This window comes from Frondihabitans sucicola, assembly GCF_030296615.1.
Lineage (GTDB): Bacteria > Actinomycetota > Actinomycetes > Actinomycetales > Microbacteriaceae > Frondihabitans > Frondihabitans sucicola.
The window spans coordinates 4,142,555-4,168,221 of record NZ_AP027732.1 but is presented as its reverse complement, the minus strand read 5'-3'; the positions used below and the strand labels follow the sequence as shown (position 1 = coordinate 4,168,221).

At 70.0% G+C, this 25,667-nt stretch carries 18 protein-coding genes and 5 pseudogenes; 13 read left to right on the top strand and 10 right to left on the bottom strand.

Annotated elements, in window-relative coordinates; genetic code table 11:
• Positions 1-45 precede the first annotated feature (45 nt).
• A complete protein-coding gene (locus QUE79_RS21445; RefSeq protein WP_286344841.1) occupies positions 46-1,338 on the top strand; it encodes an NAD(P)/FAD-dependent oxidoreductase in 1,293 nt (430 codons plus the stop codon).
• Positions 1,339-1,407: 69 nt separating this feature from the next.
• Here the strand turns inward: QUE79_RS21445 and QUE79_RS21440 are convergent, their stop codons facing one another.
• Positions 1,408-1,662, bottom strand: coding sequence for a hypothetical protein (locus QUE79_RS21440; protein ID WP_286344840.1), 255 nt, complete (start codon positions 1,660-1,662; stop codon positions 1,408-1,410).
• Positions 1,663-1,693: 31 nt separating this feature from the next.
• On the opposite strand from QUE79_RS21440, the pseudogene QUE79_RS21435 reads away from it, so the two are divergent.
• Positions 1,694-2,237: pseudogene (locus tag QUE79_RS21435) on the top strand (MarR family winged helix-turn-helix transcriptional regulator).
• A 102-nt stretch (positions 2,238-2,339) separates the two neighbouring features.
• Positions 2,340-2,606, top strand: a complete 267-nt coding sequence (locus QUE79_RS21430; RefSeq protein ID WP_286344839.1) for a hypothetical protein — start codon at positions 2,340-2,342, stop codon at positions 2,604-2,606.
• Positions 2,607-2,616: 10 nt separating this feature from the next.
• On the opposite strand, the pseudogene QUE79_RS26265 reads toward QUE79_RS21430, so the two are convergent.
• A pseudogene (locus QUE79_RS26265) lies at positions 2,617-3,656 on the bottom strand (Rv2578c family radical SAM protein).
• Positions 3,657-3,886: 230 nt separating this feature from the next.
• Here QUE79_RS26265 and QUE79_RS21420 point away from each other — a divergent pair.
• Complete coding sequence (locus QUE79_RS21420; protein WP_286344838.1) at positions 3,887-4,243, top strand: PRC-barrel domain-containing protein; 357 nt, start codon at positions 3,887-3,889, stop codon at positions 4,241-4,243.
• A 135-nt stretch (positions 4,244-4,378) separates the two neighbouring features.
• Here QUE79_RS21420 and QUE79_RS21415 read toward each other — a convergent pair.
• The 3 genes and pseudogenes from QUE79_RS21415 to QUE79_RS21405 all read right to left on the bottom strand — a co-directional run.
• Positions 4,379-7,037 (bottom strand): annotated as a pseudogene (locus tag QUE79_RS21415) (phosphoenolpyruvate carboxylase).
• 210 nt (positions 7,038-7,247) lie between these two features.
• Positions 7,248-8,279 (bottom strand): aldehyde dehydrogenase family protein, encoded by a 1,032-nt coding sequence (locus QUE79_RS21410; RefSeq protein ID WP_286344837.1) that lies wholly within the window; start codon positions 8,277-8,279, stop codon positions 7,248-7,250.
• A pseudogene (locus tag QUE79_RS21405) lies at positions 8,171-8,617 on the bottom strand (aldehyde dehydrogenase family protein); the annotation flags it as partial. The pseudogene QUE79_RS21405 and the gene QUE79_RS21410, both read right to left, overlap by 109 nt.
• Before the next feature lie 97 nt (positions 8,618-8,714).
• Between QUE79_RS21405 and QUE79_RS21400 the strand changes: the two are divergent.
• Positions 8,715-10,271, top strand: coding sequence for a flavin-containing monooxygenase (locus QUE79_RS21400; protein ID WP_286344836.1), 1,557 nt, complete (start codon positions 8,715-8,717; stop codon positions 10,269-10,271).
• On the opposite strand, the gene QUE79_RS21395 is transcribed toward QUE79_RS21400, so the two are convergent.
• Positions 10,252-10,863, bottom strand: coding sequence for an antibiotic biosynthesis monooxygenase (locus QUE79_RS21395; RefSeq protein ID WP_286344835.1), 612 nt, complete (start codon positions 10,861-10,863; stop codon positions 10,252-10,254). The two genes, QUE79_RS21400 and QUE79_RS21395, sit on opposite strands and share 20 nt — an antisense overlap.
• A gap of 128 nt (positions 10,864-10,991) precedes the next feature.
• Between QUE79_RS21395 and QUE79_RS21390 the strand changes: the two genes are divergently transcribed.
• Positions 10,992-11,504 carry a MarR family winged helix-turn-helix transcriptional regulator gene (locus QUE79_RS21390; protein ID WP_286344834.1) on the top strand — a complete coding sequence of 171 codons (513 nt, stop codon included), beginning with the start codon at positions 10,992-10,994 and terminating at the stop codon, positions 11,502-11,504.
• Between the two features lie 16 nt (positions 11,505-11,520).
• Here the strand turns inward: QUE79_RS21390 and QUE79_RS21385 are convergent, their stop codons facing one another.
• Both QUE79_RS21385 and QUE79_RS21380 read right to left on the bottom strand, forming a co-directional pair.
• Positions 11,521-12,921, bottom strand: a complete 1,401-nt coding sequence (locus tag QUE79_RS21385) for an aspartate aminotransferase family protein (RefSeq protein WP_286344833.1) — start codon at positions 12,919-12,921, stop codon at positions 11,521-11,523.
• 61 nt (positions 12,922-12,982) lie between these two features.
• Complete coding sequence (locus tag QUE79_RS21380; RefSeq protein WP_286346801.1) at positions 12,983-13,513, bottom strand: TetR/AcrR family transcriptional regulator; 531 nt, start codon at positions 13,511-13,513, stop codon at positions 12,983-12,985.
• Positions 13,514-13,667: 154 nt separating this feature from the next.
• On the opposite strand from QUE79_RS21380, the pseudogene QUE79_RS26260 reads away from it, so the two are divergent.
• The 7 genes and pseudogenes from QUE79_RS26260 to QUE79_RS21350 form a co-directional block, all read left to right on the top strand.
• Positions 13,668-14,045, top strand: a pseudogene (locus tag QUE79_RS26260) (sugar-binding domain-containing protein); the annotation flags it as partial.
• Between the two features lie 88 nt (positions 14,046-14,133).
• The gene (locus QUE79_RS21375; RefSeq protein WP_434011020.1) at positions 14,134-16,653 is read left to right on the top strand and encodes a glycoside hydrolase family 2 TIM barrel-domain containing protein; all 2,520 of its coding nucleotides are present in this window, start codon (positions 14,134-14,136) and stop codon (positions 16,651-16,653) included.
• A gap of 172 nt (positions 16,654-16,825) precedes the next feature.
• Positions 16,826-18,289, top strand: a complete 1,464-nt coding sequence (locus QUE79_RS21370; RefSeq protein ID WP_286344832.1) for a reverse transcriptase family protein — start codon at positions 16,826-16,828, stop codon at positions 18,287-18,289.
• A gap of 56 nt (positions 18,290-18,345) precedes the next feature.
• Entirely contained in the window at positions 18,346-18,969 is a 624-nt protein-coding gene (locus tag QUE79_RS21365; protein WP_286344831.1) for a TetR/AcrR family transcriptional regulator, read from the top strand.
• A 94-nt stretch (positions 18,970-19,063) separates the two neighbouring features.
• Positions 19,064-20,506 carry a gamma-aminobutyraldehyde dehydrogenase gene (locus tag QUE79_RS21360; RefSeq protein WP_286346800.1) on the top strand — a complete coding sequence of 481 codons (1,443 nt, stop codon included), beginning with the start codon at positions 19,064-19,066 and terminating at the stop codon, positions 20,504-20,506.
• Positions 20,507-20,510: 4 nt separating this feature from the next.
• Positions 20,511-21,170 carry a uracil-DNA glycosylase gene (locus QUE79_RS21355; protein ID WP_286344830.1) on the top strand — a complete coding sequence of 220 codons (660 nt, stop codon included), beginning with the start codon at positions 20,511-20,513 and terminating at the stop codon, positions 21,168-21,170.
• A 140-nt stretch (positions 21,171-21,310) separates the two neighbouring features.
• Positions 21,311-23,584 carry a transglycosylase domain-containing protein gene (locus QUE79_RS21350; protein WP_286344829.1) on the top strand — a complete coding sequence of 758 codons (2,274 nt, stop codon included), beginning with the start codon at positions 21,311-21,313 and terminating at the stop codon, positions 23,582-23,584.
• 39 nt (positions 23,585-23,623) lie between these two features.
• Here the strand turns inward: QUE79_RS21350 and QUE79_RS21345 are convergent, their stop codons facing one another.
• Both QUE79_RS21345 and yczR read right to left on the bottom strand, forming a co-directional pair.
• Entirely contained in the window at positions 23,624-24,127 is a 504-nt protein-coding gene (locus QUE79_RS21345; RefSeq protein WP_286344828.1) for a DUF1990 family protein, read from the bottom strand.
• 37 nt (positions 24,128-24,164) lie between these two features.
• Positions 24,165-25,619, bottom strand: a complete 1,455-nt coding sequence (gene yczR / locus QUE79_RS21340; protein ID WP_286344827.1) for a MocR-like transcription factor YczR — start codon at positions 25,617-25,619, stop codon at positions 24,165-24,167.
• Between the last annotated feature and the right edge of the window lie 48 nt (positions 25,620-25,667).

The window sequence follows — 25,667 nt, the reverse complement described above, 5'->3', positions numbered from 1 at the left end:
GCTCCCGGGTTCTCTTTCGCCTCACCAGCAGCGAAAGGATCGCCGATGCCACTCCCGCACGTCGTCATCATCGGAGGCGGCTTCGCCGGCGTCTCCACCCTGAAGGCCCTGAAAGACGCGCCGGTTCGAGTGACGCTCATCGATCGCCACATCTACAACATGTTCCAGCCGCTCATGTACCAGGTGGCCACCGGCGGGCTGAATGCCGGCGACGTCACCTACTTCCTGCGGAGCCTGCGCACCACGCAGCCGAACGCGAACTTCCAGCACGGCCTGCTGAAGAAGATCGACGTCGAGGCGAAGACCATCATGCTGGCCGACGGCGAGGTCATCGCCTTCGACGCCCTCGTCCTGGCCAACGGCGTCAACACCAACTACTTCGGCACGCCCGGCGCCAAAGAGTTCTCGAAGTCGATGTACTCGCGCTCGCAGGCCCTGCGCATCCGCGACGAGCTCTTCACGCAGCTCGAGAAGGCCGCCCTCCGCGAGGACACCTCCGAAGTCCGCGTCGTCATCGTCGGCGGCGGCTCCACCGGTGTCGAGATGGCCGGCGCGCTCGCCGAGCTGCGCGACCAGGCGCTCGTCGCCGCGTACCCCGAGATCGACCGCAAGAGCATCACGATCACCCTCGTTCACCGCAGCGGCGAACTCCTCAAGCCGTTCGCGCCGCGCCTGCGGCGATACGCCGCCTCCAGCCTCCGCAAGCGAGGCGTCACTCTCCGGCTCAACACCGGCGTCGAAGAGGTTCTCGAGCACGGCGTCAAGGTCAAGGGCGGCGAGACGATCCCCGCCGAACTGGTGATCTGGGCGACCGGAGTCACCGCGCACGGCGAGGTCAACGAGTGGGGCCTCGAGCAGGGGCAGGGCGGCCGGATCCTGGTCGGGTCCGATCTCCGGGTCAAGGGCACCGACAACGTCTTCGCGGTCGGCGACATCGCGCTCACCCCGAAGCCCCTCGACCAGCTGGCCCAGCCCGCCCTGCAGGGCGGCGTCCACGTAGCTCAGCAGATCCAGCGGATCCTCGAGGGCAAACCCACGCACGTCTTCAAGTACCACGACCGCGGCACCATGGCGACGATCGGGCGCCACGCTGCGGTGGCCCAGCTGCGCGGGGGCATCACCCTCACCGGGGTCCCCGCCTGGTACACCTGGATCGTCATCCACATCTACAGCCTGCTCGGCAACAGCAACCGCGTCACGACCATGGCGCACTTCATCTCCCGTTACGCCTGGTTCGCCTATCGGAAGGCCGTGCCGATCGTCGGCGACGTGCGGCCCGTCCGCAAGAACGGCGACCGCGTCGAGGAGATCCCCGCCACCACCGACTCGCGAGGCTGAGACACCCGCTGCCCGTCGTCGTGCGCAAGCCGTCGCTCGCTTTCGCGTTCGACGGTCAGGTGCGCATCGCTAACGCGGCCGAGGGCATTCCAGGCTGCTGCTCCGGTTGTCGCTCCGCCGAACGATCGTGTGGTCGGCCATCAGCTCACCGCAGACGGGGCACGCAGGATCCGCGGGCGGCACGTACGGACCCTCGGGGTGCCCCGCACCGAGCGATGCCGGCCCCGCGATCGGGTACAGGAAGCGGTTGACGCGACCCCAGAACCCCCGCGCGTTCTCGTACGGATTCGTGGCACCTCTGCTGCGGTCATTTACTTTGTGCACGAAGTAATAGTGTACGCGTTAAGCTGACGGGGTGGAAGATCCCCTCGCTCTCGACCGGCAGGTCTGTTTCGCGCTCGCCGCCGCCAGCCGCAGTGTCATCGGCCTCTACCGGCCGGTGCTCGAGCCGCTCGGCCTCACGCATCCGCAGTACCTGGTGATGCTGGCGCTGTGGGAGCACGACCCCCGGCCACGCGGCGCAGCGGGCGCTCTCCGCGCCGAAGGGCCCGGGGGCCGGTACGACCCCGGCTCTGCGAGTGCGTGACCTCGGCGACGCCCTCCTGCTCGATTCGGCCACCCTGAGCCCCCTCCTCAAGCGGCTGGAGGCCGCGGGCCTGCTGACACGCCTCCGCAACCCCGACGACGAGCGCTCCCTCGACGTCGCCCTCACCGACGACGGCGTCGCACTCCGTCAGCAGGCCCTCGCGGTGCCCGGCCAGATCGTGGAACGCCTCGGTCTCCCGATCGCTCAGCTCGAACGGGTTCGCGACGAGCTCACGATCCTGCTCGATGCCTCCCGCCCACGCTCAGGTGACGCCGATGCTCCCAAGGCCCCCTTGATCTCCGAGTCTCTCTAGTCCGCGGACGGGAGTGGTGCCCGACACCGGGGGCGGAGCGGGCAGGCGTACGGTATGGACAGGATCACGACAGGGCAGGATCACGACGCGGCAGGAGCGCACATGGCAGACGACATCGAGGTGGGCTACGTGGCGTACACGCTGTCGGCCGACTACCTGGCCACGGTCGGAGCCGACTTCGACAGTGAGGCGATCGACGACGCGATCCTGAAGGAACTCAATCGGCTCGTGCCGTGGGGCGTCAGCGTTCACCGCAACGGCAAGGCCTTTGCAACCCCCGAGGCAGTGGAGACGGCCAGGGCCATCGACTGGGACGACCTGCTGGGACGGGTCGACGTCGATCAGATCCTGGCCGACAACGGTCGCTAGCGCCCGCCCATCAGAACAGCGTGGGCTCGGGCGGACCCGTCTCGGCGGGCGCCTTGCGCTTGCCGTGCAACGCGAACAGGTCGCCTGTGGCGGCGTCGGGCACCGGAAGCCCGTGCTTGCGCAAGGAGGCGTGGGCGCGCTGGTAGAAGCTCTGCCGGTACCACTTCGCCGCGTGGGTTCCTTCGGAGTAGATGCGACGGTAGCCGGCGAGCAGATCGGGCCGTTCGCGCTCGATCCAGGCGAGGTACAGCTCTTTGACGCCCGGCTGCAGGTAGAGGAGCGTCGGCAGCACGTTCGTCACCCCGGCGTCGGCCAGTGCGGCCATGAGGTCGTCGATCTGTGATGCCGAGTCGGTGAGCCCGGGCAGCAGCGGTGCGGCGAAGACCGTGCAGTCGAGGCCGGCCGCGCGGATGGCGCGCACGGTCTCGAGGCGTGCCGTGGCGGACGGCGTGCCGGGCTCGATCGAATGCTGCAGGTCGTCGTCGAGCACGGCGATCGACAGGCCGAGTTGCACGGTGACGCGCTCGGACGCCCGCTGGAGGCGTTCGAGGTCGCGCCGGATCAGCGTGCCCTTGGTCAGGATCGAGAAGGGCACCCCTGCATCGGCCAGTGCGTCGATGATCTCGGGCATGAGCGCGTAGCGCCCTCGGCCCGCTGGTAGGGGTCGGTGTTGGTGCCGAGGGCGACGCGCTCTGGGAGCGCGCGCTTGTGGGCGAGCTCGTGGCGGAGCACCTCGGCCACGTTGGTCTTGACGACGATCTGCGTCTCGAAGTCGCCGCCGAGCCCCATGCCGAGGTGCTCGTGCGTCGGGCGCGCGTAGCAGTAGACGCAGGCGTGCGTGCAGCCTCGGTAGGGGTTGATGGTCCACTCGCCGGGGAGCATCCTGGCCGTGTCGGGAACGTGGTTGAGGGCCGACTTCGCCAGCACCTCGTGGAACGTGATGCCCTGGAACTCGGGTGTGCGCACACTCTGCACCAGGTTGCTCACCCGGTCGAGCCCCGGCAGCGCGCCGGGCTCGCGCGCGTCGACCTTCTGCCCGGCCCACCGCATGTTCGTCTGCTGCTCGCTCACGCCGCCGACCCTACGTGGCGCCACCGACATCTTCGTCCTGCTGGCGGGCCCGCGCAGGCGCGGGCGCGTCTGCGTCGACCCGCCCACACCTTCGGCGACCCGCCGACCCCCGCCGTCCCGCGGTACGACGCACCCGCGCGGCCCGCAGGCCGAACCGCTAGCGTCTACCTCACAGGGCCGGGACACTCCCGGCCGAGAGGAGGCGCCACGTGTTCGAAGCGGAGAACCTACGCGATTGGATCGGTCTGGCCGTCGTCGACCAGGACGAAGACAAAGTCGGCACGCTCGAGAGCATCTACTTCGACACCGCGACCGACAGGCCGGCGTTCGCGACCGTGCAGATGGGGATCCTCGGCCGTCAGAAGCTCGTGTTCGTGCCGCTGGAGGGCGCCGTCGTCGCCCCGAAGCACCTCAAGGTGACGTCCGGCAAGAAGAAGATCAAGGACGCCCCGTTCATCGCGACCGACGGCGAGCTCGAGGCCGCCGACGAGCCGGCCATCTTCACCTACTACGAGCTGCCGTACCAGACCGGTTCGGGTGGCGAGCGTCGCCTCGGCCGTCGCTAGGGCGTGTCTCTCACACGACCTCCGGCCACGTGGGAGACACACCCTAGCCCGCACCAGCCCGCCGAGTGCGCACATCGCCGCCCACCGAAGAGGTGAGCGGCGATGTGCGCACGACGAAGGGGGTGGGAGGGCCGGTCAGCCCGTGTTCTGGAGGCCGGCCGCGATCCCGTTGACGCTCAGCAGGAGCAGGCGGTGGTCGGCGTCGGCCGGGTCGCTCTCCACGGCGCGCCGGATTCCCCGCAGGGCGCGCAGCTGCAGCAGCGACAGGGCGTCGACGTACGGGCTCCGCAGGCGGACGGCCCGGCTCAGCACCGGCCGCCCTCCCAGCACGTCGGTCGACCCGCTCGTCGCGAGGACCCACGTGCGTGTCAACGCCATCTCGTCGAGCACCAGCGCGCTGAGATCGGCGCGATCGGCCAGGGCGAGGTACTGCTTCGCGATGGTGTCGTCGGTCTTCGCGAGCGACATCTCGACGTTCTTGATCATCGCGGCGAACAGCGGCCACGAGGCGTAGGCCTCGCGCAGGATCTCGACGTCGCCGATGGCCGCGAGAGCCGAGCCGAGTCCGTACCAGCCGGCCAGGTTGATTCGCGCCTGCGACCACGCGAACACCCAGGGGATCGCGCGGAGGTCTTCGAGCGACTCGACCGAGAGACCGCGGCGGGCCGGGCGGGAGCCGAGGGCCAGCAGCCCGATCTCCTCCATCGGCGTGACGGCGGCGAACCACTGGGCGAAGCCGTCCGCTTTGACGAGGGTGAAGAAGCGCTCGCGCGACACCTCGTCCATCGTCTGTGCCAGGGAGGCGAACCGCGTGGCGGCCGAGGCGTTGAGGGTCTCGTTCGACGGGCTCGACGCCATCAGCGTCGCCGCGGCCATCTGCTCGATGTGCCGCGCCGCGATGGTCTTGTTCCCGTACTGCGCGAAGATGACCTCGCCCTGCTCGGTGATCTTGAAGCGCCCGTCGACCGACCCGGGAGGCTGGGCCATGACGGCCTCGTTGGCCGGCCCGCCGCCCCGGCCCATGGCGCCGCCGCGGCCGTGGAAGAGGGTCAGCTCGATGTCGTTCTCGGCCGCCCAGTCGGCGATGCGCGCCTGCGCGTCGTAGAGGGCGAACGTCGCCGAGACCGGCCCGACGTCTTTCGAGGAGTCGGAGTAGCCCAGCATGACCTCGAGCTTCCGGCCGGTCGCCGCCAGCCGACTTCGGACGTGAGCCGTCTCGACGGCCTCGCCGAGGATCCTGGTGCTGGCGGTGAGGTCGGCGAAGGTCTCGAAGAGCGGGATCACGTCGAGGACGGGAGCCTCCTCGGCCGAGCCGAGAGCGATCTCGGCCAGCGCGAAGACGTTCTCGATGTCTTCGGACGACTGGGTGAACGACACGATGTAGCGGGACGCGGCACGGCGCCCGTAGCGGTCTTGAAGGCTCTTGACGGTGCGGAACACGTCGAGCACCTCGACGGTCATCGGGCTGAGCTCGCCGCCGGCGCGCACCTCGGCCAGGGCGGTGCGGTGCACCTGCGAGTGCTGGCGCACCTCGAGCTCGGCCAGGTGGAACCCGAACGTCTCGACCTGCCAGACGAGGTTCTGCAGTTCGCCGTTGGCCGCGCGATGCGCCCCGGCCGCGCGGAGGAGTCCTGCACCGTGTTCAGGTCGAACAGGAGTTCGTCGGGCGAGGAGTAGGCGAGGGGGCATCGCCGCGTCGGGTCGCATCGATCCGGGCCGCGACGAAGAGCAGGACGCGGCGGTGGGACTCCTGAGGGGACCGGATGCCGATCCGGGAGGCCAGATCGCCGTCGAGAGCGCGCTGCGTGTCGGCGAGCGCCGCGAGAGCCGGGCTGGCCGGGGTGTCGTCTTCGTCGAGGGTCAGCGTTCCGCCGACGCGCGACGTGGCGCGGGAGAGACCCAGCAGGACGTGCTCGGCGGCGATTTCGGCCGCGGCCCTGGTCACCTCGGCGGTCACGTGCGGGTTGCCGTCCCGGTCACCGCCGATCCAGCTCGACAGGCGCAGGAACGCCGGGGCGACGGCCGGATTGACACCGGCCTGGCCGCCCTGGAGGCGGTCGTCGAGCAGGCGGTAGACGCGCGGGACGACCTCGAACAGAGTCTGGTCGAACACGTTCATCGCGGTGCGGACCTCGTCGAGCGGGGTCGGCCGGGTGGTGCGGATCGGGGAGGTGCGCCAGAGCGTGTCGATCTCTTCGAGGAGTCGGCGCTCGGTGTCGTCCCGGGCCACGTCGTTGACGGCGGCGTCGCGCTCTTCGAGGAGATCGCTGATCCTGCGGATGCCCGAGGCGACGGCACGGCGTCGAGCCTCGGTCGGGTGGGCGGTGAGGACGGGGTGGAAGCGGAGGTTCTGCAGACGCTCGGCCGCCGCGTCGGCGCCGACCTCGTCGGTGAGCACGGCCAGGGTGGCGGGCAGCGAGTCGGAGGCGTCCGAGGCGTCGGAGCCGCGGCGCTTGAGCACGCGAACCCGGTGGTGTTCCTCGGCGAGGTTCGACAGGTGGAAGTAGCACGTGAACGCGCGCGCGACCTCTTCGGCCCTCGCCTGGTCGAGGGAGTCGACCTGGGCCTGCGCCTGCTCGACGGAGGCGTCGCCCTCGCCCTCGTAGGCGCCGATCACGGCGAGGCGCACCCGTTCGACGTCGCGGAACAGCTCTTCGCCGCCGGACTCGGTGAGGACGCGACCGAGCAGGTTGCCGAGATAGCTGACGTCTTCGCGGAGATCGGCGTCGACGGCCTCGCGGATGTCGCTGCGTGTCGAGCCCTCCGCCCACCGGGCCCCGTCGAACGTGGTCATGACAGCTTCTTCCGGAGCAGGCGAGAGTTCACCCTCAATAGCTACCACGAGAAGACCGCGCCGACCTATTCGCGTTACCTGGCGGAAATCGAAGGGGCTCTCGACGGACGCCCTGCGATCGCGATGAAACAGTCTGGCCGGCGAGAATCCCCTTCGATTTCGGGAGGGGGAGGGGGAGGGGGACGCGGAGGGAGGGCAGGGGGCAGAGGGCTAGCGCAGGCGCCCCAGCACCTTCCGCACGATGGCGTCCTTCCGCGGCGTGAACGGCGGGTAGGCGATCCGCAGGGTGTCCGGGCGCAGCGGCTTGGCGAGGACCGCCTTCTCGTGGCTGAAGGTCAGGAGCCCGCGTTCGCCGTGATACGCGCCCATGCCGCTGCGGCCGACGCCTCCGAACGGCAGACCGGCGACCGAGAGGTGCGCGGAGGGGACGCCGAACGCGACCGCTCCCGATGTCGTCCCGGTGATGATCCTGCGCCTCGCCCGGGCGGAGGAGGTGAACGCGTAGAGCGCGAGCGGCGCCGGCCCCGACCTGATCACCCGCAGGGCCTCGTCGAGACCCGACACCTCGACGATCGGCAGGATCGGCCCGAAGATCTCGCCCTGCATGACGGGATCGTCGAGCGAGACGCCGGTGAGGACGGTCGGCGCGATGTACCTCGTGGCGGCGTCGGATCCGATGCCCGCGGGGACCAACCCGACGAGGCGAAAGAACGCCGCGTCGTTGACGATGCGCCCGTACGAGTCGCTCGCGGCGGGGTCGGCGCCGTAGAACTCGCGGATGGCCGTGGCCAGCAGCGGCTCCAGACGCCGGGCGACGGCAGGGGTCGTGAGCAGGTAGTCGGGGGCGACGCAGGTCTGGCCCGCGTTCATGAACTTGCCCCACGCGATCCTGCGCGCCGCGATCTCGAGGTCGACGGTGTCGTCGACCCAGACCGGCGACTTGCCGCCGAGCTCGAGGGTCGCCGGGGTGAGCTGCGCGGCCGCCGCTGCGGCGACGATCCGGCCGACGCGCTCGCCGCCGGTGAAGAAGATGTGGTCGAAGTGCTCCTCGAGCAGCGACGTCGTCTCGGTCGCTCCCCCTCGACGACCGACACGGCCGCAGGATCGAGGGCACCGCGTACCAGCCTGGCGAGCGTCGCGGACGTGGCCGGGGCCAGCTCGCTCGGTTTGAGAACGACGGCGTTTCCGGCGGCGAGGGCCGCCACGAGCGGGTTGAGCAGGAGCTGGACGGGATAGTTCCACGGGGCGATGATCAGGACGACTCCGAGCGGCTCCCGCACGATCCTCGCCGTCGCCGGAGCGATCAGGAGCGGCACGGGCTGCTTCTTCGGCCTCAGCCACGAGCGCAGGTGTCTGAGGGCGACGTCGATCTCCGAGAGCACCACGTTGATCTCGGTGAGCAGGGCCTCGTCGGGGTGCTTGCGGAGGTCGTCGAACAGGGCGCGCTCGATCTCGGCCGAGTTGTCGATCAGCATCCGCCGCAGGGCCTTCAGCTGCCCGAGCCGAAAGGCGAGCGGCTTGGTGGCGCCCCGGTCGTAGGTCGCGCGGAGATCGGCGACCACCTTCGTCACGTCGGTCATCGTGTGCTCCTCGCGGCAGGTCTTCCGGGATGCCCCCACCCGGAGGATACTGCGAGCCAGGTTCAGCGCAACGAGGCGCATCGAGGCAGGAGACCCTGTGCAGAATCCGACCGACAGCGACTACGTCGACGTCCTGATCGTGGGGGCGGGCATCTCGGGGATCGGTGCCGGCTACCGGCTCCAGACCGAGTTGCCCCACAAGACGTACGCCATCCTGGAGGCGCGCGAGCGCAGCGGTGGCACCTGGGACCTCTTTCGCTACCCCGGTGTCCGCAGCGACTCGGACGCCTTCACGCTCAGCTATCCGTTCCGGCCGTGGCGGGCCGAGGCGTCGATGGCGCAGGGGGACGAGATCCTGTCGTACATCCGCGACACCGCCGAGGAGTTCGGCATCGACGACAGGATCCGCTTCGGGCACCGGGTGCTCGGTGCCTCCTGGTCGAGCACCGACTCCGTGTGGCGGGTCCGGGTCGCGACAGCCGACGGTGAGCGCGTGCTCGAGTCGGCTTTCCTTTACGTGTGCAGCGGCTACTACGACTACGACGCGCCCTACGACCCCGAGCTGCCCGGTGTCGGCGACTTCGCCGGCTCGGTCGTGCACCCGCAGCACTGGCCGGACGACCTCGATCTCTCGGGCCGGAAGGTCGTCGTCGTCGGCAGCGGAGCGACGGCCATGAGCCTCATCCCTGCGCTCGCCGACCGGGCGGGCGCCGTGACGCTCCTCCAGCGCACTCCGTCGTACGTGTTCTCGCAGCCGCAGTTCGACGGGCTCGCGGACGCCCTGCGCGACCACCTGCCGGCGCAGGCCGCCCACACCGCGGTGCGCTGGAAGAACGCCCTCCTGCAGATCGTCCTGTTCCAGCTCTGCCGCCGAGTGCCGTGGGCGGCGAGGCTGCTGTTCCGGCACGGGGCGAAGGCGAACCTCCCTGCGAGCGTCGATCCCGCGACGCACTTCGCTCCGCCGTACCAGCCGTGGGACCAGCGGGTCTGCATCGTTCCGGACAACGACCTCTTCCATGTTCTCGCCGACCAGCGCGCCGAGATCGTGACGGACACCATCGAGCGTTTCGTGCCGGAGGGGATCCGGCTCAGCTCGGGCCGCACTCTCGAGGCCGACCTCGTCGTGACCGCGACGGGCCTGCAGATCCTGACCGCCGGAGGGATTCGGATCGACGTCGACGGCGAGTCGGTCGATCTCGGCGAACGCTGGTTCTACAAGGGTCTGCTGGTGTCGGGCGTGCCCAACTTCGCGCTCTGCATCGGGTACACCAACGCCAGCTGGAACCTTCGCTCCGATCTGTCGACGCGCTATCTCTGCCGCCTGCTCGCTCATCTCGATCGGAGCGGCTTCACGACCTGCGTCCCCGCCGCTCCACCGGACGGTGTCGAGCCTCTGCCGCTGATCGATCTGAAAGCGGGCTACGTCACGCGCTCGGCGCACCTGCTTCCGCACCGGGCCGCGCGGGATCCCTGGCGCATGAAGCAGAACTACCTCCGCGACTTCGTGTCGCTGCGGGTGTCCCGTCTCGACGACAGGATGGCGTTCGGTCGCGTCCCCGTGAGGCCGGGCCGACGGGCCGCCGAGAGCGTGACAGCGGGCGAGCAGGCGCCGAAGCGCGCGACGGAGGAGAAGGTCAGCGCCGCGGCGCGTTGAGCCAGGGGCGCAGCACGCGCGTGGCCAAGGGGAGCACCCAGTAGGCCATGATCGGCGTCAGGGTCAACGTCGTGATGAGAACGCGGGGCAGGATCGCGAGGCCGGTCCAGCCGGGGATCAGCAGCGTCGTCGCGTAGGTGAAGGCGAGGTTGACGGGGAAGAAGCCGACCCAGATGCTCGTCGCCTGCTTCCAGCGCGGCGGTGGCGCCTGGATGGCGGATCCTGCGCCGTTCTCGGCCGAGTCGAACCACCCCTCGATCCCTGTGCGCTTCACGACGCGCGACTCGACCACGAGGTCTCGGCCCTCGGCGAGCCAGGTCTGTCGCTCGCTCGACTGCTCCCACTCGTCGAGCAGTTCGCGGTCGGCGAAGCGGTAGAGCATGTGCCACTCCTCGCTGGCGCCGTGCGAGCGAACCCACCCCGAGCCGAGGAATCCGGGGTAGCGGTTGGCCAGGTTGACCCCGGCCTGCACCCAGCGGGTGACCTCCGGGATGCGCTCGGGCTGCACGATGCGGGTGATGGACACGGTGACGGGAAGGGCTCCGGATGCTTGTGGCCTCTCGGGGGCGTTCCGCGTCTCTTCTGGAGACATCCCAGAAGTATCGCCGATGGCTGTTACGGCGTGGTTTCGTCCGAGCCGGGCGCCGTCGCACCGGCACCGGACACCCGGGAGCGGCGCGCACAGCCAGACCAGGGCTCCCGAGCAGTAATCTCGGAGGCATGCAGGATCCACGCAGTGACGAGGTCGATCTCCTCATCGACGCGTGGGCCGGGCAATTACCCGAGACCGACTTCTCACCGCTCGACGTGATGTCGAGGCTGCGCCGGATCTCGCTGCAGCTCAATGCGATCCGCGCCACCGCCTTCCGCAGCGCCGACCTGGCGATCTGGGAGTTCGACGTGCTCGCGGCACTGCGCCGCGCGGGCGAGCCGTTCCAGATGAGTCCCGCACAGCTCGTGCGAGTGACGATGGTGACCAGCGGCACGCTCACGAACCGGCTCGACCTGCTCGAAGAGCGCGTGCTCGTCGAGCGCCGCAAGAACCCGGTCGACGGTCGCGGGGTCCTCGTCTGCATGACCGACGTCGGTCGTGAACTGGTCGACCGGGCCATGCTCGCGCTCGTCGCCTACGAAGAGGAACAGCTCGCGCCCCTCACGCAGCAGGAGCGCGCCCAGCTCATCGAGCTGCTCCGACGCCTCGGGAGTGCCATCCACCTGGGCGAACCCGCCTGACGCCAGGAGCCGGTACTCACAGCAATGCGGAGACGTCCTCGAGAGTCTTGCGCAGGATCTGCTCCATCTCGTCGAATTCGGCCTGACCGGAGATGAGCGGGGGCGCCACCTGGATGACGGGGTTCACGCGGTCGTCGGGCCGGCAGTAGAGGCCGTTGTCCATCAGGGCGTCGGGCAGGTACTGCTTGATCAAGAACTCCCGCTCGGCCGCGTCGAAGGTCTGCTTCGACGCCTTGTCCTTCACGAGCTCGATGCCCCAGAAGTAGCCGTCGCCGCGCACGTCGCCCACGATCGGCAGGTCGAGCAGCTTGCCGAGCGTGGAGCCGAGCGCACCCTCGTTGTCGAGCACGCGCTGGTTGAGGCCCTCGCGCTCGAAGATGTCGAGGTTGACCAGCGAGATGGCCGCCGACACGGGGTGGCCACCGAACGTGTAGCCGTGCGGGAAGAAGTTCTTGCCCTCGAGGAAGGGCGCCATCACGCGCTCGTTCGCGATCATCGCGCCGATCGGGCCGTAGCCGCTCGACATGCCCTTGGCGCAGGTGATGATGTCGGGCTCGTACCCGAACTTCTCGCAGGCGAAGGTGGTGCCGTGCCGGCCGAAGGCGCAGATGACCTCGTCGGAGACGAGCAGCACGTCATACGTGTCGCAGATCTCTCGGACCCGCTGAAAGTAACCGGGCGGGGGAGTGAAGCAGCCACCCGAGTTCTGCACGGGCTCGAGGACCACCGCCGCGACGGTGTCCGGCCCCTCCTGGAGAATCGCCTCCTCGATGCGGTTGGCGGCCCAGAGCCCGAACGCCACCGGGTCGTCGCCGTGCTCCGGCGCGCGATAGAAGTCGGTGTTGGCGGCGCGGAACCCGCCGGGCGTCAGGGGCTCGAACGCCTGCTTCATCGCCGGGAGGCCGGTGATGGCGAGGGCGCCCTGCGTGGTGCCGTGGTACGCGGACATGCGCGAGATGACCTTGTGCTTCATCGGTTTGCCGGTGAGCTTGAAGTACTGCTTGGCGACCTTCCAGGCGCTCTCGACGGCTTCTCCGCCGCCGGAGGTGAAGAACACGCGGTTGAGGGTGCCCGGGGCTTCGTGGGCGAGGCGCTCGGCGAGCCGGATGACCGGCTCGGTCGTCATGCCCCAGTTCGGGAAGAAGGCGAGCTTCTTGGCCTGCTCCGCCGCGGCCGCGGCGAGTTCCTCGCGGCCGTGGCCCGCCTGGACGACGAACAGGCCGGAGAGCCCGTCGAGGATCTTCTGCCCCTTGTCGTCGTAGAGGTAGACGCCTTCGGCATGGTCGATGACTCGTGCGGGTCGCTCCTGCAGTGGCGCCATCCGGGAGAAGTGCATCCACAGGTGGTCGCGACTCGCGGCCTGCAGCGGGGAGAACCCGGGTGAAGTCTCTGTCGTCACGTTCGCAGTGGTCGTCATGAACAAATGCTGCCCCCGATGCGCCAGGAGGTAAATGACGAAGTGGAGCCGCGTGGCTCTGCTAGTGCCGATCCGGCAGGATCACCAGGCTCAGGTAGTGACGGAGCGCCGCAGCCACATCGACCTCGCCCGGCTCCATCAGCCACTGCAGCTGCACACCGTCCCAGAGGGCGACGAGGCCGGCGCCGGCGAGGTCGGGGTCGACGCCGGACCGCAGTCGGCCCGCTTGCTGCAGGGCACGGAACTGCTCGCCGAACGACGCGCGCGTTCGCCGGAACCGCCCGGAGAAATACGCGTGCGCAGGATGCTCGGGCGACGTCGACTCGGCGCACAGCGTCGTGTAGAGCTCGATGATCCCCGGGGTGCCGGCGTTGTGACTCGCCTGGGCGCTCAGCCCCTCGTCGAGCGCCAGCCCGTCTTTGATGTCGTCGCCCCGCAGGTCGCGGTCGGCGAGCACGGCGAGAAGCAGGTCCTCCTTCGCTGGGAAGTGGTGGAGCACCGCGGACTGGCTGATGCCGCAGCGGTCGGCGACCTCCTGCAGGCTGCCCGACCGGTACCCGTGCGACGCGAAGACGTCGCGGGCGGCGGCGATGATGGCTGCGCGCCGCTCGGCCGTCTTCGCGTAGGGGCCGCGCGCGCCGGTCGCTCGGGGGACATGAAAGCAGTGTAGTCACTCTCCTTTCGTGGTAGCGTCGGCGACGCCCCGGCCCCTCGGAGCAGAGCACCGATCGAAGGAGATCCTCCGTATGAGCAGCACCCCCGCCTACGTCACCGACATCGTCCCCGGCACCGGTCGACGATCGTCGGCGCGGTCGTGGCTGCACTCCGATGCGGCGCGGCTCGACCTCTCGGGCGACTGGGCGTTCCGCCTGCTGCCGCACGCCGCGGGCGATCTCGAGTTCGTCGACCCTGCCACCGGCGTCGACGGCTGGGACACCCTCGCCGTGCCGTCGCACTGGGTGCTGGGCCACGACGGGCGCTACGGCTCGCCGATCTACACCAACGTGCAGTATCCGTTCCCGGTCGACCCGCCGTTCGTCCCCGACGCCAACCCGACCGGTGACCACCGCCGCGAGTTCGAGGTGCCCGCGTCGTTCGTCGAGTCCGAGCGTCAACTGCTCCAGTTCGACGGCGTCGAGTCGACCTACCGCGTCTGGCTCAACGGCGTCGAGGTCGGCGTGGGCGCCGAGCCGGCTGGCGCAGGAATTCGACGTGACCGGGATCCTGCGCGAGGGCACCAACACCGTCGCCGTGCGCGTGCACCAGTGGTCGGCTGCCAGCTATCTCGAAGATCAGGACCAGTGGTGGCTGCCCGGGATCTTCCGCGAGGTCACCGTGCAGGCCAGGCCGGCCGGCGGCCTCGACGACGTCTGGCTGCGGACGGGCTGGGCGAGCGGGGCGGCGACCCTCGACCCCGAGATCACGGCGAGCGATGCGGCGTTCCCGGTGCGCCTGCGCATCGACGAGCTCGGCATCGACGTCACCTGGAACGACGCGTCCGCGATCCTGCCCCTCGTCGTTCCGGGTGCCGAGCCGTGGTCAGCGGAGTCGCCGCGGCTCTACGAGGCGGTCGTCACGTCCAGCGGCGAGGCGGTCACGCAGCGCATCGGCTTCAGGACCGTCCGGATCGAGGGCGACCTCCTGCTGGCGAACGACCGCCGACTCGTGTTCCACGGCATGAACCGCCACGAGGCGCACCCCGATCGCGGTCGCGTCTTCGACGAGGTGCACGCCCGTGAAGACCTCGCGCGGATGAAGCGATTCAACGTGAACGCGATCCGCACGAGCCACTACCCGCCGCACCCGCGCCTGCTCGACCTCGCCGACGAACTCGGGCTCTGGGTGGTCCTCGAGTGCGACCTCGAGACGCACGGCTTCGAGGTCGGCGACTGGGTGGGCAACCCCAGCGACGATCCGCGGTTCCGCGACGTCTACCTCGATCGGATCGAGCGCACCGTCGAACGCGACAAGAACCACGCTTCGATCGTGCTGTGGTCGCTCGGCAACGAGTCGGGCACCGGCGAGAACCTGGCGGCGATGGCCGCGTGGGTCCACGACCGCGACCCGTCCCGTCCCGTGCACTACGAGGGCGACTACGCCGGACGCTACACCGACGTCTACTCGCGGATGTACTCGAGCGTTCCCGAGACCGAGTCCATCGGTCAGGAGTCCGGAGCACTCCTGATGGCCGCGACCGCCGCGGAGTCCGCGCGACTGCGCACCAAGCCGTTCCTGCTCTGCGAGTACGTGCACGCCATGGGCAACGGCCCAGGCGCCATCGACCAGTACGAGGACCTCGTCGACCGCTACCCGCGGCTGCACGGCGGATTCGTCTGGGAGTGGAGAGACCACGGCATCCGCACCCATGCTCCCTCCGGCGACGAGTTCTTCGGGTACGGCGGCGACTTCGACGAGGTCGTGCACGATGGCAACTTCGTCATGGACGGCATGATCCTCAGCGACGACACCCCGACACCCGGCCTGCACGAGTACGCCGCCGTCGTGGCGCCGTTCCGCTTCGCCTTCGCGGACGGTTCGGTGACCGTGTCGAACCACCGCCACTCGAGCGACTCGGCCGATGTCGAGTTCGTCTGGCGGCGCGAGCGCGACGGCGTCGTCGTGTCGGAGGGCGTGCTCGAGGTCGCTCCCGTCGCCGCCGGAGCAAGTCGTCTCGTGCCGCTACCGGAGCAGGGACACGAGCGAGGCACAGGATCCGAGACCTGGCTGACCCTCGAGGCCCGCCTCCGCGAGGCGGCACCGTGGGCAGAGGCCGGCCACGTGCTGGCCTTCGGTCAGACCCGCGTGGGTGCTGCGACGACGCGCACGACGCGGCGCCGCGGCCCGGTGACCGACGACGTGCCGGCGACTTTCGACGTCGGCCCGGCGCGCTTCCAGGCGGGTCGTCTCGTGGCGCTCGCCGGCCGCAGTGTGGAGGGGCCGTCGCTCGCCCTCTTCCGTGCGCCGACCGACAACGACTCGCTCGCGTCCCGCGGCTCGTACGACCTCGAGGGCACCGCTGTCGATCGGGGCAACGGCGTCGAGGCCCCGCCGCTGGCCGACCTGTGGCGCGCCGCCGGGCTCGATCGTCTGACCGCGCGCGTGATCAGCGTCCGTGCGGGCGACGATGCACTCGTCACGCTCACCCGGCACGGCGCTGCCGCCTCGCGCGACACCGTGACCTCCGAGACGACCTGGCAGCGGTCGGGTGACGACGTGCTCCTCACGATCACTCTGACGCCGTCGCGCGGCTGGGACCTCGTCTGGCCGCGCCTCGGCGTCCGGCTGGACCTGCCCGGTTCGGTCGACCGAGCATCGTGGTTCGGGACGGGCCCGCTCGAGTCGTATCCCGACAGCCGTCGCGCCGCCCGCGTCGGACGCTTCGACTCGGCGATCGACGACCTCTCGGCGGACTACGCCCGCCCGCAGGAGACCGGGCACCGGTCCGACCTCCGCAGTCTGGCGCTGTCCGACGCGGGCGCAGCCTGGCTGCGGATCGACGCCATTGCGGACGAGCAGGGCCGACTGCCCGGCTTCACCCTCTCGCGTCACACGGCCGAGCAGATCGCCGGCGCGGGGCACCCCTACGAGCTCCCCGCAAGCGACGCGACGTACCTCTACCTCGACGCGGCCCAGAACGGTCTCGGATCCCGGGCCTGCGGGGTCGACGTCTGGCCGGAGTTCGCGTTGCGCCCGGAGGCGCGCACCCTGCGCTTCAGCCTCTCCGCCGTCTGAGGCGGGTGTGGGCGGGCCGGTTCGGCCCGCCCGCCCCGGCCCGCGTCGGCGCGCCCTCACCCTTGCAGCCGTGCGAGGCTCGTCCTAGTCTCGGTGCGGAACGAGAAGCGATGCCGCTCCGTGGCGCGGCATGAGAAGGCGGCTTTCGGACGAGGTGGGTGGCACGCGAGCTGTGCCGTCCTCTCCGGGGGTACCCCGGGGGACGAAGATCGAGCAGAACCAGACACCGCAGGAGGCCCAGCGCGCTGCGCGCGCCCGCCCTCCCGCACAGACCGACGAGTCGTCCGGAAGCCGCCACGCTCTCGTCGGCACTCGCGGGAGCGCTCCGGCTCCGGTCGTCGCGGCTGCGCTGGCCGACGCGTTCCTCGCCGCACCGGCGTGGGACGTCCGCGGCCTGACCGACGCCGGGTTCGACGCCGTGGGCCCGGGGCGCCGGTTCGTGACGCTGGCGGTGTCCGGGATCCTGCTCGCCCTGCCTCGGCCGACGGTCGACTCCCCGCGGCTCCTCGCCGCCTCGATCGCCGCCCTGCCCGGATTCGCTCGGGCCGTGGAGCGCAGCGGAGCCCGTGAGCCGATCAGGATCGTCAGTCGTCGCGTCGTGCCGACCGCCTCGGTGGGGCGCGACATCCGAGTCGACACGGTCGCCGACCTGGCGCAGCTGCTCGGGGTCACGATCGGACGCCTGGAGTGGTTCGCCGACACCAAGGGCTGGAATCGCCGTGCACCGGAGGGCCCGCTGCAGCACTACCGGTACGAGTGGCGCCGGCGGCCGGGCCGGACACCGCGCCTCCTGGAGGTGCCGCTCGACCGGCTGCGGACGATCCAGCGGACCGTGCTGGACGAGCTGCTCGTGCAGCTGCCCGTGCACGACGCCGCCCACGGTTTCGTGCGCGGCAGGACTGCCGTCAGCGGTGCGGCACTCCACACGGGTCGCGACGTCGTGCTGGCCCTCGACCTCGTCTCGTTCTTCGCGGCCGTCCCCGCAGGGCGGATCTACGGGATCTTCCGCGCGGCCGGCCTTCCCGAGGCGGTGGCGCATCTGCTCACCGGAGTCTGCACGCACGCGGTCCCGTCCGCGGTGCTCGCGCGCATGCCCGACGGCGGAACGATCGACGAGCGGTTCCGGCTGCGCACGAGCCTGAGCATCCCCCATCTGCCTCAGGGAGCCCCGACCTCGCCCGCTCTCGCCAACCTCAGCCTGAACCGCCTCGACCGGCGTCTCGCCGGGCTCGCCGGGAGCGTCGACGCGACCTACACCCGGTACGCCGACGATCTCGCCTTCAGTGGCGACGCTCCGTTGGCTTCGCGCGTGCGGGCCGTCCTGCGCGGCGTCGAGGCCATCGTGGTCGACGAGGGCCACCGTCTCAACACGGCCAAGACCCGGGTCCGTCGGCAGGGGGTCCGGCAGACGGTCACCGGCATCGTCGTGAACGGCACGACCAGCCCCGGCCGCGCCGAGTACGACCGCCTCAAGGCGATCCTCCACAACTGCGTCGCTCGGGGGCCGGCCTCGCAGAACCGCGAGGATCATCCTGAGTTCCGTCTGCACCTGCTCGGCCGGATCGCCTGGTTCGAGCAGGTCCACCCCGAGCGCGGCGCGGGGCTGCGGGCCGAGTTCGAGCGGATCGCGTGGTGAGAAGCGCCCCGATCGGGAAACTGGGCGAAAGGGCTTCTGTCGCTTAGCCTGGAGGGATGACCTTGGATACGGCACCCGGGCCGGTGCTGGCCGACACGAAGTCCGCCATCGACGCCGCGGCTCGCTCCATCGCGACGTCCACCGGGCTCACGGCCATCACCCTCCGTCGCGTCGCGTCGATCTCGGGCCTTGCCCCGGCCGACATCGCCACGCGTGAGCCGTCGATGGGGGCGCTGGCAGGTCGCACGTTCGCCGAGCTGGCGCGGGCCGAGTACGAGCGGATCTCCGCCGAACTCGGCGCCGTCGACGACGACCTCCGGTTCCTGTCGCTCCTCATCGACGCCATGATGACGACGCAGCACAGCCTCTCGAAGACGATCTGGGCCGATGCCTGGAGCGTCGGGCGGCACAACCAGTTCGTCGCCAAGGCCGCTCGCGACAGCATGGTCCTCTGGCAAGATTTTCTGGTCAGCCGGCTCACGAACGGCTCCGGCTCGGGGGCCTACACGGTTCTCGACCCCGAGCTCGCAGCCCAGCAGTTCTTCGCGATGATCGACAGCACGACCGCCTACGCCCTGGTCGACTACCTCGACGACGCCGCTCGGCTGCGCCTCGTCGCCAGCACTCTGGAGAGCTCGCTCGGCCTGCCCTTCGGCACCCTCTGCGCGCAGCTCGCGTAGGCCCTCGCAGAACAGGCGCTTTTACGCGGAACAGGTGAACGAGTTCGCCCGTTCCGCAGAAAAACGCCTGTGTCCCGCGCGAGGCGGAGCGCTACTGTCGGCACATGGCGCAGACACCCTCGGCAACTTCATCGACGGCGACTACCGCGAAGCGACCGGCGACGACACCTTCGACCTCATCGACCCGGCCACCGAGGAGGTCTACGGCACGTCCCCGGTGTCCGACGCGGCCACGGTCGACCGCGCGTTCCAGGCGGCTTCGAAAGCGTTCGAGACCTGGGGCGAGACGACGCCCGGCGAACGGCAGCTGGCTCTGTTCCGGATCGCCGACGCGATGGAGGCGCGAGCCGACGAGTTCGCCGACCTCGAGTCGCTCGACACGGGCAAGCCGCGCGCATCGCTCGTCGCGGACGAGATCCTGCTGAGCGTCGACCAGATCCGCTTCTTCGCCGGAGAGGCCCGCCATCTGCAGGGGATGAGCGCCGGTGAGTACCTGAAGGATCACACGTCGTTCATCCGTCGCGAGCCGATCGGTGTCGTCGGTCAGGTCACCCCGTGGAACTACCCGCTCAACATGGCCGTCTGGAAGTTCGCCCCCGCGCTCGCCGCCGGCAACACGACCGTGCTGAAGCCCAGCGACACCACGCCCTCGTCGACGCTCCTGCTCGCCGAGATCGCTGCCGAGTTCCTTCCCGCCGGCGTGCTCAACGTCGTCACCGGCGACCGCACGACCGGCGCGGCGATGATCGCTCACCCGATTCCGCAGCTCGTGTCGATCACGGGCTCCGTGCGCGCCGGCATGGCCGTCGCGAAAGCGGCCGCGGACGACCTCAAGCGCGTGCATCTCGAGCTGGGCGGCAAGGCGCCGGTGATCGTGTTCGACGACGCCGACATCCCGTCGGCCGTCGCCGGCATCGTGGCCGCGGGATTCTTCAACGCCGGTCAGGACTGCACCGCCGCGACCCGGCTGCTCGTCCAGGAGGGGATCCACGACGAGTTCGTGCAGGCTCTCGCCGCGTACGCCCGCGAGAACGCCCGCACGGGTGCGCCGAACGATCCTGCCGCGTTCTTCGGTCCCGTGAACAACGCCGACCAGCTCGCCCAGGTGCAGGGCTTCCTCGACCGGCTCCCGGATCGCGCGCGCGTCGATCTCGGCGGCCACCGCCAGGGCACGTCCGGCTACTTCCACGAGGCGACCATCGTCTCCGGGCTCCAGCAGGACGACGACGCCGTGCAGAACGAGATCTTCGGCCCGGTCATCACGGTGCAGAAGTTCCGCGACGAGGCCGAGGCCCTGCGCTGGGCGAACGGCGTCCAGTACGGCCTGGCCTCCAGCGTCTGGACCACGGACCACGGCCGCGCGATGCGCCTGTCGAAACGGCTCGACTTCGGCTGCGTCTGGATCAACACGCACATCCCCATCGTCGCCGAGATGCCGCACGGCGGCTTCAAGCACTCCGGCTACGGCAAGGACCTCTCGTCGTACGGTTTCGAGGACTACACGCGCGTCAAGCACGTGATGTCGTACATCGGCTGAGGCCGTGTTCGACCGCTTCCTCGAGCTGCTCGACGCCGTGCCCGTCCCCGACGACGCCGAGTTCCTCTACGACGAGTCGACGCCGGGCGGAGCCCTGCGGCGGCGCAACCTCCTGAGCTGCTTCGAAACCCTCCAGCGCGCAGGATCCCGCCTCCTGCTCGTCGGGGAAGCCCCCGGCTGGCGCGGTGCGACGATCACGGGCATCCCGTTCATGAGCGTTCGCGAGCTGGAGGCGCGGCCGGGGCTCCTCACCGGCGCCCCCGAGGGCGAGGGGTTCGAGGTGCCGCCGGATCCTGCGGCTCTCTGGGAAGCCTCGTCGCGGGTGGTCTGGAAGACGCTCTCGGGATGGAGCGGCCCCGTCCCTGTCTCGTGGCCGGTGTACCCCCACCACCCCTTCGTCGCCGGTGATCGCCACACCAACCGGACGCCTCGGCCGGCCGAGGTCCGCGCCGGCGCACCCGTGGTCCTGGAACTCATTCGCGCGCTCGGCGATCCGCGCGTCGTCGCCGTCGGACGGAAGGCGCAGGGAGCCCTCGCTGCCGCGGGCGTGGCCGCCGAAGCGGTCCGTCACCCCGCCCAGGGCGGAGCGGCGCTGTTCGAACAGCAGGTGCGGGCCCTCGACGTCGACCCGACCGAACGGGAGAACGGCCCGGGACTGGCATAGAGCTCAGTCGGGCGGGCCGTTCTTGTCTGAATGTACCCCGAGCGGTAGCTGTCGGCAAGGGTGTCGTCCTTCAGGACGATTTCTCTCGATTAGCTCGCGTCTCGTTTCCGGATCGCGACGAGCCCGTCTACCGTAAGCACGTGACCAGTCGCACCGCACCCCGAATCATCGGCGCCCTGATCGGTTTCGTCGGACTGTCCGTCGTGGCCGGTCTCCTCGCTGCGATGCTCGTCGTGCCCTCGCTCTCGGTCGCCGGGGAAGGTCTGGTGACGGCCGCCGACACCTTCAACGCCCTGCCCAGCTACCTCAAGATCACCCAGCCCGCCCAGGCGTCGGCGATCTACGCCAAGCAGGGCAAGCAAGACGTCAAGATCGCCACGTTCTACGTGCAGAACCGCACCGACGTCGCTCTCGACCAGATCTCGAAGGTCATGACGCAGGCCGCGGTCGACACCGAAGACCCGCGTTTCTACAAGGAGGGGGCGATCGACGTGCAGGGCACCGTCCGTGGCGCCCTCGCGACGACTCTCGGCCACGACGTGCAGGGCGGGTCGTCGATCACGCAGCAGTACGTCAAGAACGTGCTGGTGCAGCGCTGCGCCCAGGAGTACGACCTCAACACGCCCGCAGGCAAGGTCGATGCGAACAAGTGCTACGACCAGGTGACGGCGACGACGCCCGCTCGCAAGCTGCGCGAGATGCGCTACGCGATCGGCGTGCAGAAGAAGTACTCCAAAGACGACATCCTGCGCAGCTACCTCAACCTGGTCGGCTTCGGCGGCACCATCTACGGCATCCAGGCCGCCTCCGAGTACTACTTCGGCGTCCCCGCCAAGAGCCTCAGCCTCGTCCAGGCGGCGACGCTGACGGCGATCATCAACAACCCGGCGAACCTCAGGATCGACCACCCCAGCGACGCGAAGAACGGCAAGGCCAATGGCTACGCGCTGACCAAGGCCCGACGCGACTACGTCCTGCGCAGCATGCACAAGGCCGGTGACATCACCGCCGCCCAGCTGAACGAAGGTCAGCGCACCCCGATCCAGCCCAGGATCACGCAGCAGTCCAACGGCTGCGCGTCGGCCGCGAAGTACGACGCCGGCTACTTCTGCAAGTACGTCGAGCTGTCGATCGCCTCCGATCCCAGCTTCGGCAAGACCGCGGCCGACCGCATCGCGACCCTGACCGAGGGCGGTCTGTCGATCCACACGACGCTGAACCTCGACCTCCAGAAGACCTCGCAGCAGGCCGTCAGCGCGTACATGCCCACGTCGGTCCCCGGGATGAACGTCGGCGCCTCCAGTACCGCCGTCGAGCCCGGGAGCGGCCGGATCATCACGATGGTGCAGAACACGACGTTCAACGAGGTCAAGACCTCCGACCCGGGTTCGACCAGCGTCAACTACAACTCCGACTACAGTCTCGGAGGGTCTCAGGGCTTCCAGACGGGGTCGTCGTTCAAGGCCTTCACGCTGGCCGCCTGGCTCGAGGCGGGGCACACGCTCAACCAGACGGTGAGCACCACCGAGCACCACTTCATGGACGCCGAGTTCACCAACTCCTGCGTGGGAATGGCCAACGACCCGTGGCCGGTCTCCAACGCCGACCCGGCGCCCGCGTCGATGACGGTGCTCGCTGCGACGGCCGACTCGGTCAACACGGCTTTCGCCCAGATGGGCAAGCAGCTCGACCTCTGCAACATCAAAGACGTCGCCTACGGGATGGGCATCCACCCGGCCGACCCCGCGGCCAACGGGTTCACCATCGTGCCGCCGATGATCCTGGGCACGAACTACATCGCCCCGCTGACCATGGCCACCGCCTATGCCGGAATGGCCAACCACGGCGTGGTCTGCACGCCGATCGCGATCGACAGCATCACCGACGCGACCGGCAAGTCGCTTCCGGTCAGCAAGACCAAGTGCACGCAGGGCATGCCGCAAGACATCGCGGCCGGTGTCGACTACGCGCTGCAGAACGTCCTGAAGCCCGGTGGCACCGGTGCCAACGCCAACCCCAACGACGGCGTGCCGATCATCGCGAAGACGGGCACCACCGACGCGGCCGTCCAGAACTGGCTGGTCACGTCGACCACTCGCATCGCCCAGGCGACCTGGGTCGGGAACATCTCGGGCAAGGTCGGCTTCTACAACGCCTACGTGAACGGCGTCAACGGCTACCAGCTGAAGTTCGGCATGGACAAGATCATCATCGCCGCCCTCAACGCGGCCTATCACGGTGGCGACGCGTTCCCGGCACCTCCGCAGTCCGAGATCGGCTACGTGCAGCGTCCGGTCATCAAGGGCCACTCGTCGGGCTCCAAAGACTCCGACTCGAAATCGGGCAAGACCAGCGGCACCAATTCGGGCGGCATCTCGGGCGGCCCCAAGAACGGCACGCCGGGCAAGCAGTAGCCCCGAGGTCCGCTCGTCGCGGAGCGGCTTCGGCAGCCGTCAGGGGCGGCGGAGGGCCCGCAGGTACCGACGTCGAGCGACGAGCTGGGCGATGCGCAGGAGTGGGTACAGGGTGCGCCAGGGTTGCTGCTCGGCCGGACGCGTGAGGGAGCGGACCGTGAGCCGCACGACCGCGCCCGTGCGGTGGACGACGAAGGCCTCTTCGCCGTCGACGGGATGCCCCGGCAGGGTGCGATAGGCGAAGCCCACGCGGTCCGGGCGCTCGACGACGCCGACCACCTCGACGGGCTCGACGACGGTGATGCCGGCGACGGCGGCCGTGATGCGCAGCCGGCGGCCGGCCTCGACCCGGGCGTCGTCGTCGACGGTGAAGCCGCTCCGCGTCTTGACCTCCCAGCGCAGCACGCCGTCGGTCGCCCGTCGCCACGCCTCGTCGCCGGAGCCGATGACGGCCGACACCTCCGAGCGACGGAAGCGCCGGTTCGTCGCGGGCCAGACGCCGAGCTCAGGGCTCGTGTCGGCGTGATCCTGCCCCCGGTTCATCCTGCGATCATCGCAGGTCTCGCTCGACGGGACCGGGTCAGACGACGAAGGCCGCCTCCGCCGCGGCACCGCGGCGCCCGGGACCGGCGTCTGCGGTGCCCACCGCCGCCCAGGCGGCGGCGAGGCGACCGATGCCCTCGGTGAGGGTCGGGATCGGCGCGGTGAACGGAATCCTGATGTTCCGCTCGAAGGCCCCGTCGATGCCGAACCGGGAACCCGACGTGATCGTCACGCCGCGCCCTCGCGCCGACAGCACGAGGGCGGAGCTGAGCGGTGCTCCCAGGCCGACCCAGAGAGCCAGGCCCCCGTGGACGTCGGGGACCTCCCAGGCCGGCAGCAGCTCGCGCAGGAGCGAGACCGCGTGGTCGCGCCCGACGCCGAGCTGAGCGGCGCGCTGACGCAGCAGGCGGGGCATCTCGGGCAGGATCTCGGTCGCCATGAGCTGATCGACGACGGAGTTGCCCATGTCGGCGGCCGGTCTGGCCAATGCGAACCGCTCGATCAGGTGACGGTCCGCCCGGATCCAGCCGATGCGCAGCCCGCTCCAGACCGTCTTGCTGACCGATCCGACCGTGATCAGCGAGGCACCGTGACTCGGAAACGCCGCGAACGGCGTCGTGGTGCCCGGTCGATCGATGTCGAGCTCCGCCGTCGTCTCGTCGACCAGCAGGGGAGTCCCGGTTCGGGACGAGGCCCGGAGGAGGCGCTCGCGGTCGGCGTCGGCGAGGCTCGACCCGGTCGGATTGTGGAAGTCGGGCATCAGATAGACCAGCGACGGCCGCGCGTCGCGCATGGTGTCTTCGAGGTGCCGGGCGTCGGTACCCCGCGGGGTGAGCGGGCTCGCGACGAGTCGCGCTCCCGCTGAGAGGAAGGCGTCGAGGGCGTGGGGGTAGCCGGGGGTCTCGACGACGACGCGGTCGGCTCGGCCGAGCAGGGTTCTCGCGACGAGCGCGATCGCGTGCTGCGCCCCCAGCGTGATCAGGATGTTCTCCGGGCTGGTCGGCGCGCCGCGCTCGGTGAAGCGCGCCGCGATCCTCTCGCGGAGTTCCGGCAGGCCGAAGAGGTCGATGCCACCGGTCGCCATCCGCTCGGGGAGGTGCTGAAGGGCGCGGGCCGCGAACGTCGGCAGCTCGGTCCAGGCGGGCGGGGTGCCCTTGCTGAAGTCGATCTCGAGGGGAAGCGCCGTGTCGTCGTGCGCGCTCGTCGGGGGCAGCGCCAGCACGCTGCCGGAGCCCTGGACGCTGTACAGGATTCCTCGCTCGCGCAATCGGCGGTAGGCCGAGACGATCGTCGTGCGGCTCACCCCGAGGGCCGCTGCGATCTCACGTTCGGCCGGCAGGCGGGTGCCCGACCGGATGCGGCCGTCGATCAGGAGCAGCCGAAGCTTCTCGGCCAGTTCTGCGTGGGCCCGGCCTCCGTGGCGCCATTCGCCGAGCAGCGCCGTGAGCGCGTGCGTCCCGAGAGCGAACGGAGCCTGGACGGTGGCAGTCATGCGACCACTTTAGGCAGATTGGAGCTTTTTCGGGCTGCTCGGGAGAGA

Coding starts and splice junctions, on each gene's coding strand:
- QUE79_RS21445 (WP_286344841.1), top strand. CDS start 46: ATGCCACTCCCGCACGTCGTCATCATCGGAGGCGGCTTCGCCGGCGTC.
- QUE79_RS21430 (WP_286344839.1), top strand. CDS start 2,340: ATGGCAGACGACATCGAGGTGGGCTACGTGGCGTACACGCTGTCGGCC.
- QUE79_RS21395 (WP_286344835.1), bottom strand. CDS start 10,863: ATGTCTCCAGAAGAGACGCGGAACGCCCCCGAGAGGCCACAAGCATCC.
- QUE79_RS21390 (WP_286344834.1), top strand. CDS start 10,992: ATGCAGGATCCACGCAGTGACGAGGTCGATCTCCTCATCGACGCGTGG.
- QUE79_RS21385 (WP_286344833.1), bottom strand. CDS start 12,921: ATGACGACCACTGCGAACGTGACGACAGAGACTTCACCCGGGTTCTCC.
- QUE79_RS21365 (WP_286344831.1), top strand. CDS start 18,346: ATGACCTTGGATACGGCACCCGGGCCGGTGCTGGCCGACACGAAGTCC.
- QUE79_RS21345 (WP_286344828.1), bottom strand. CDS start 24,127: ATGAACCGGGGGCAGGATCACGCCGACACGAGCCCTGAGCTCGGCGTC.
- yczR (WP_286344827.1), bottom strand. CDS start 25,619: ATGACTGCCACCGTCCAGGCTCCGTTCGCTCTCGGGACGCACGCGCTC.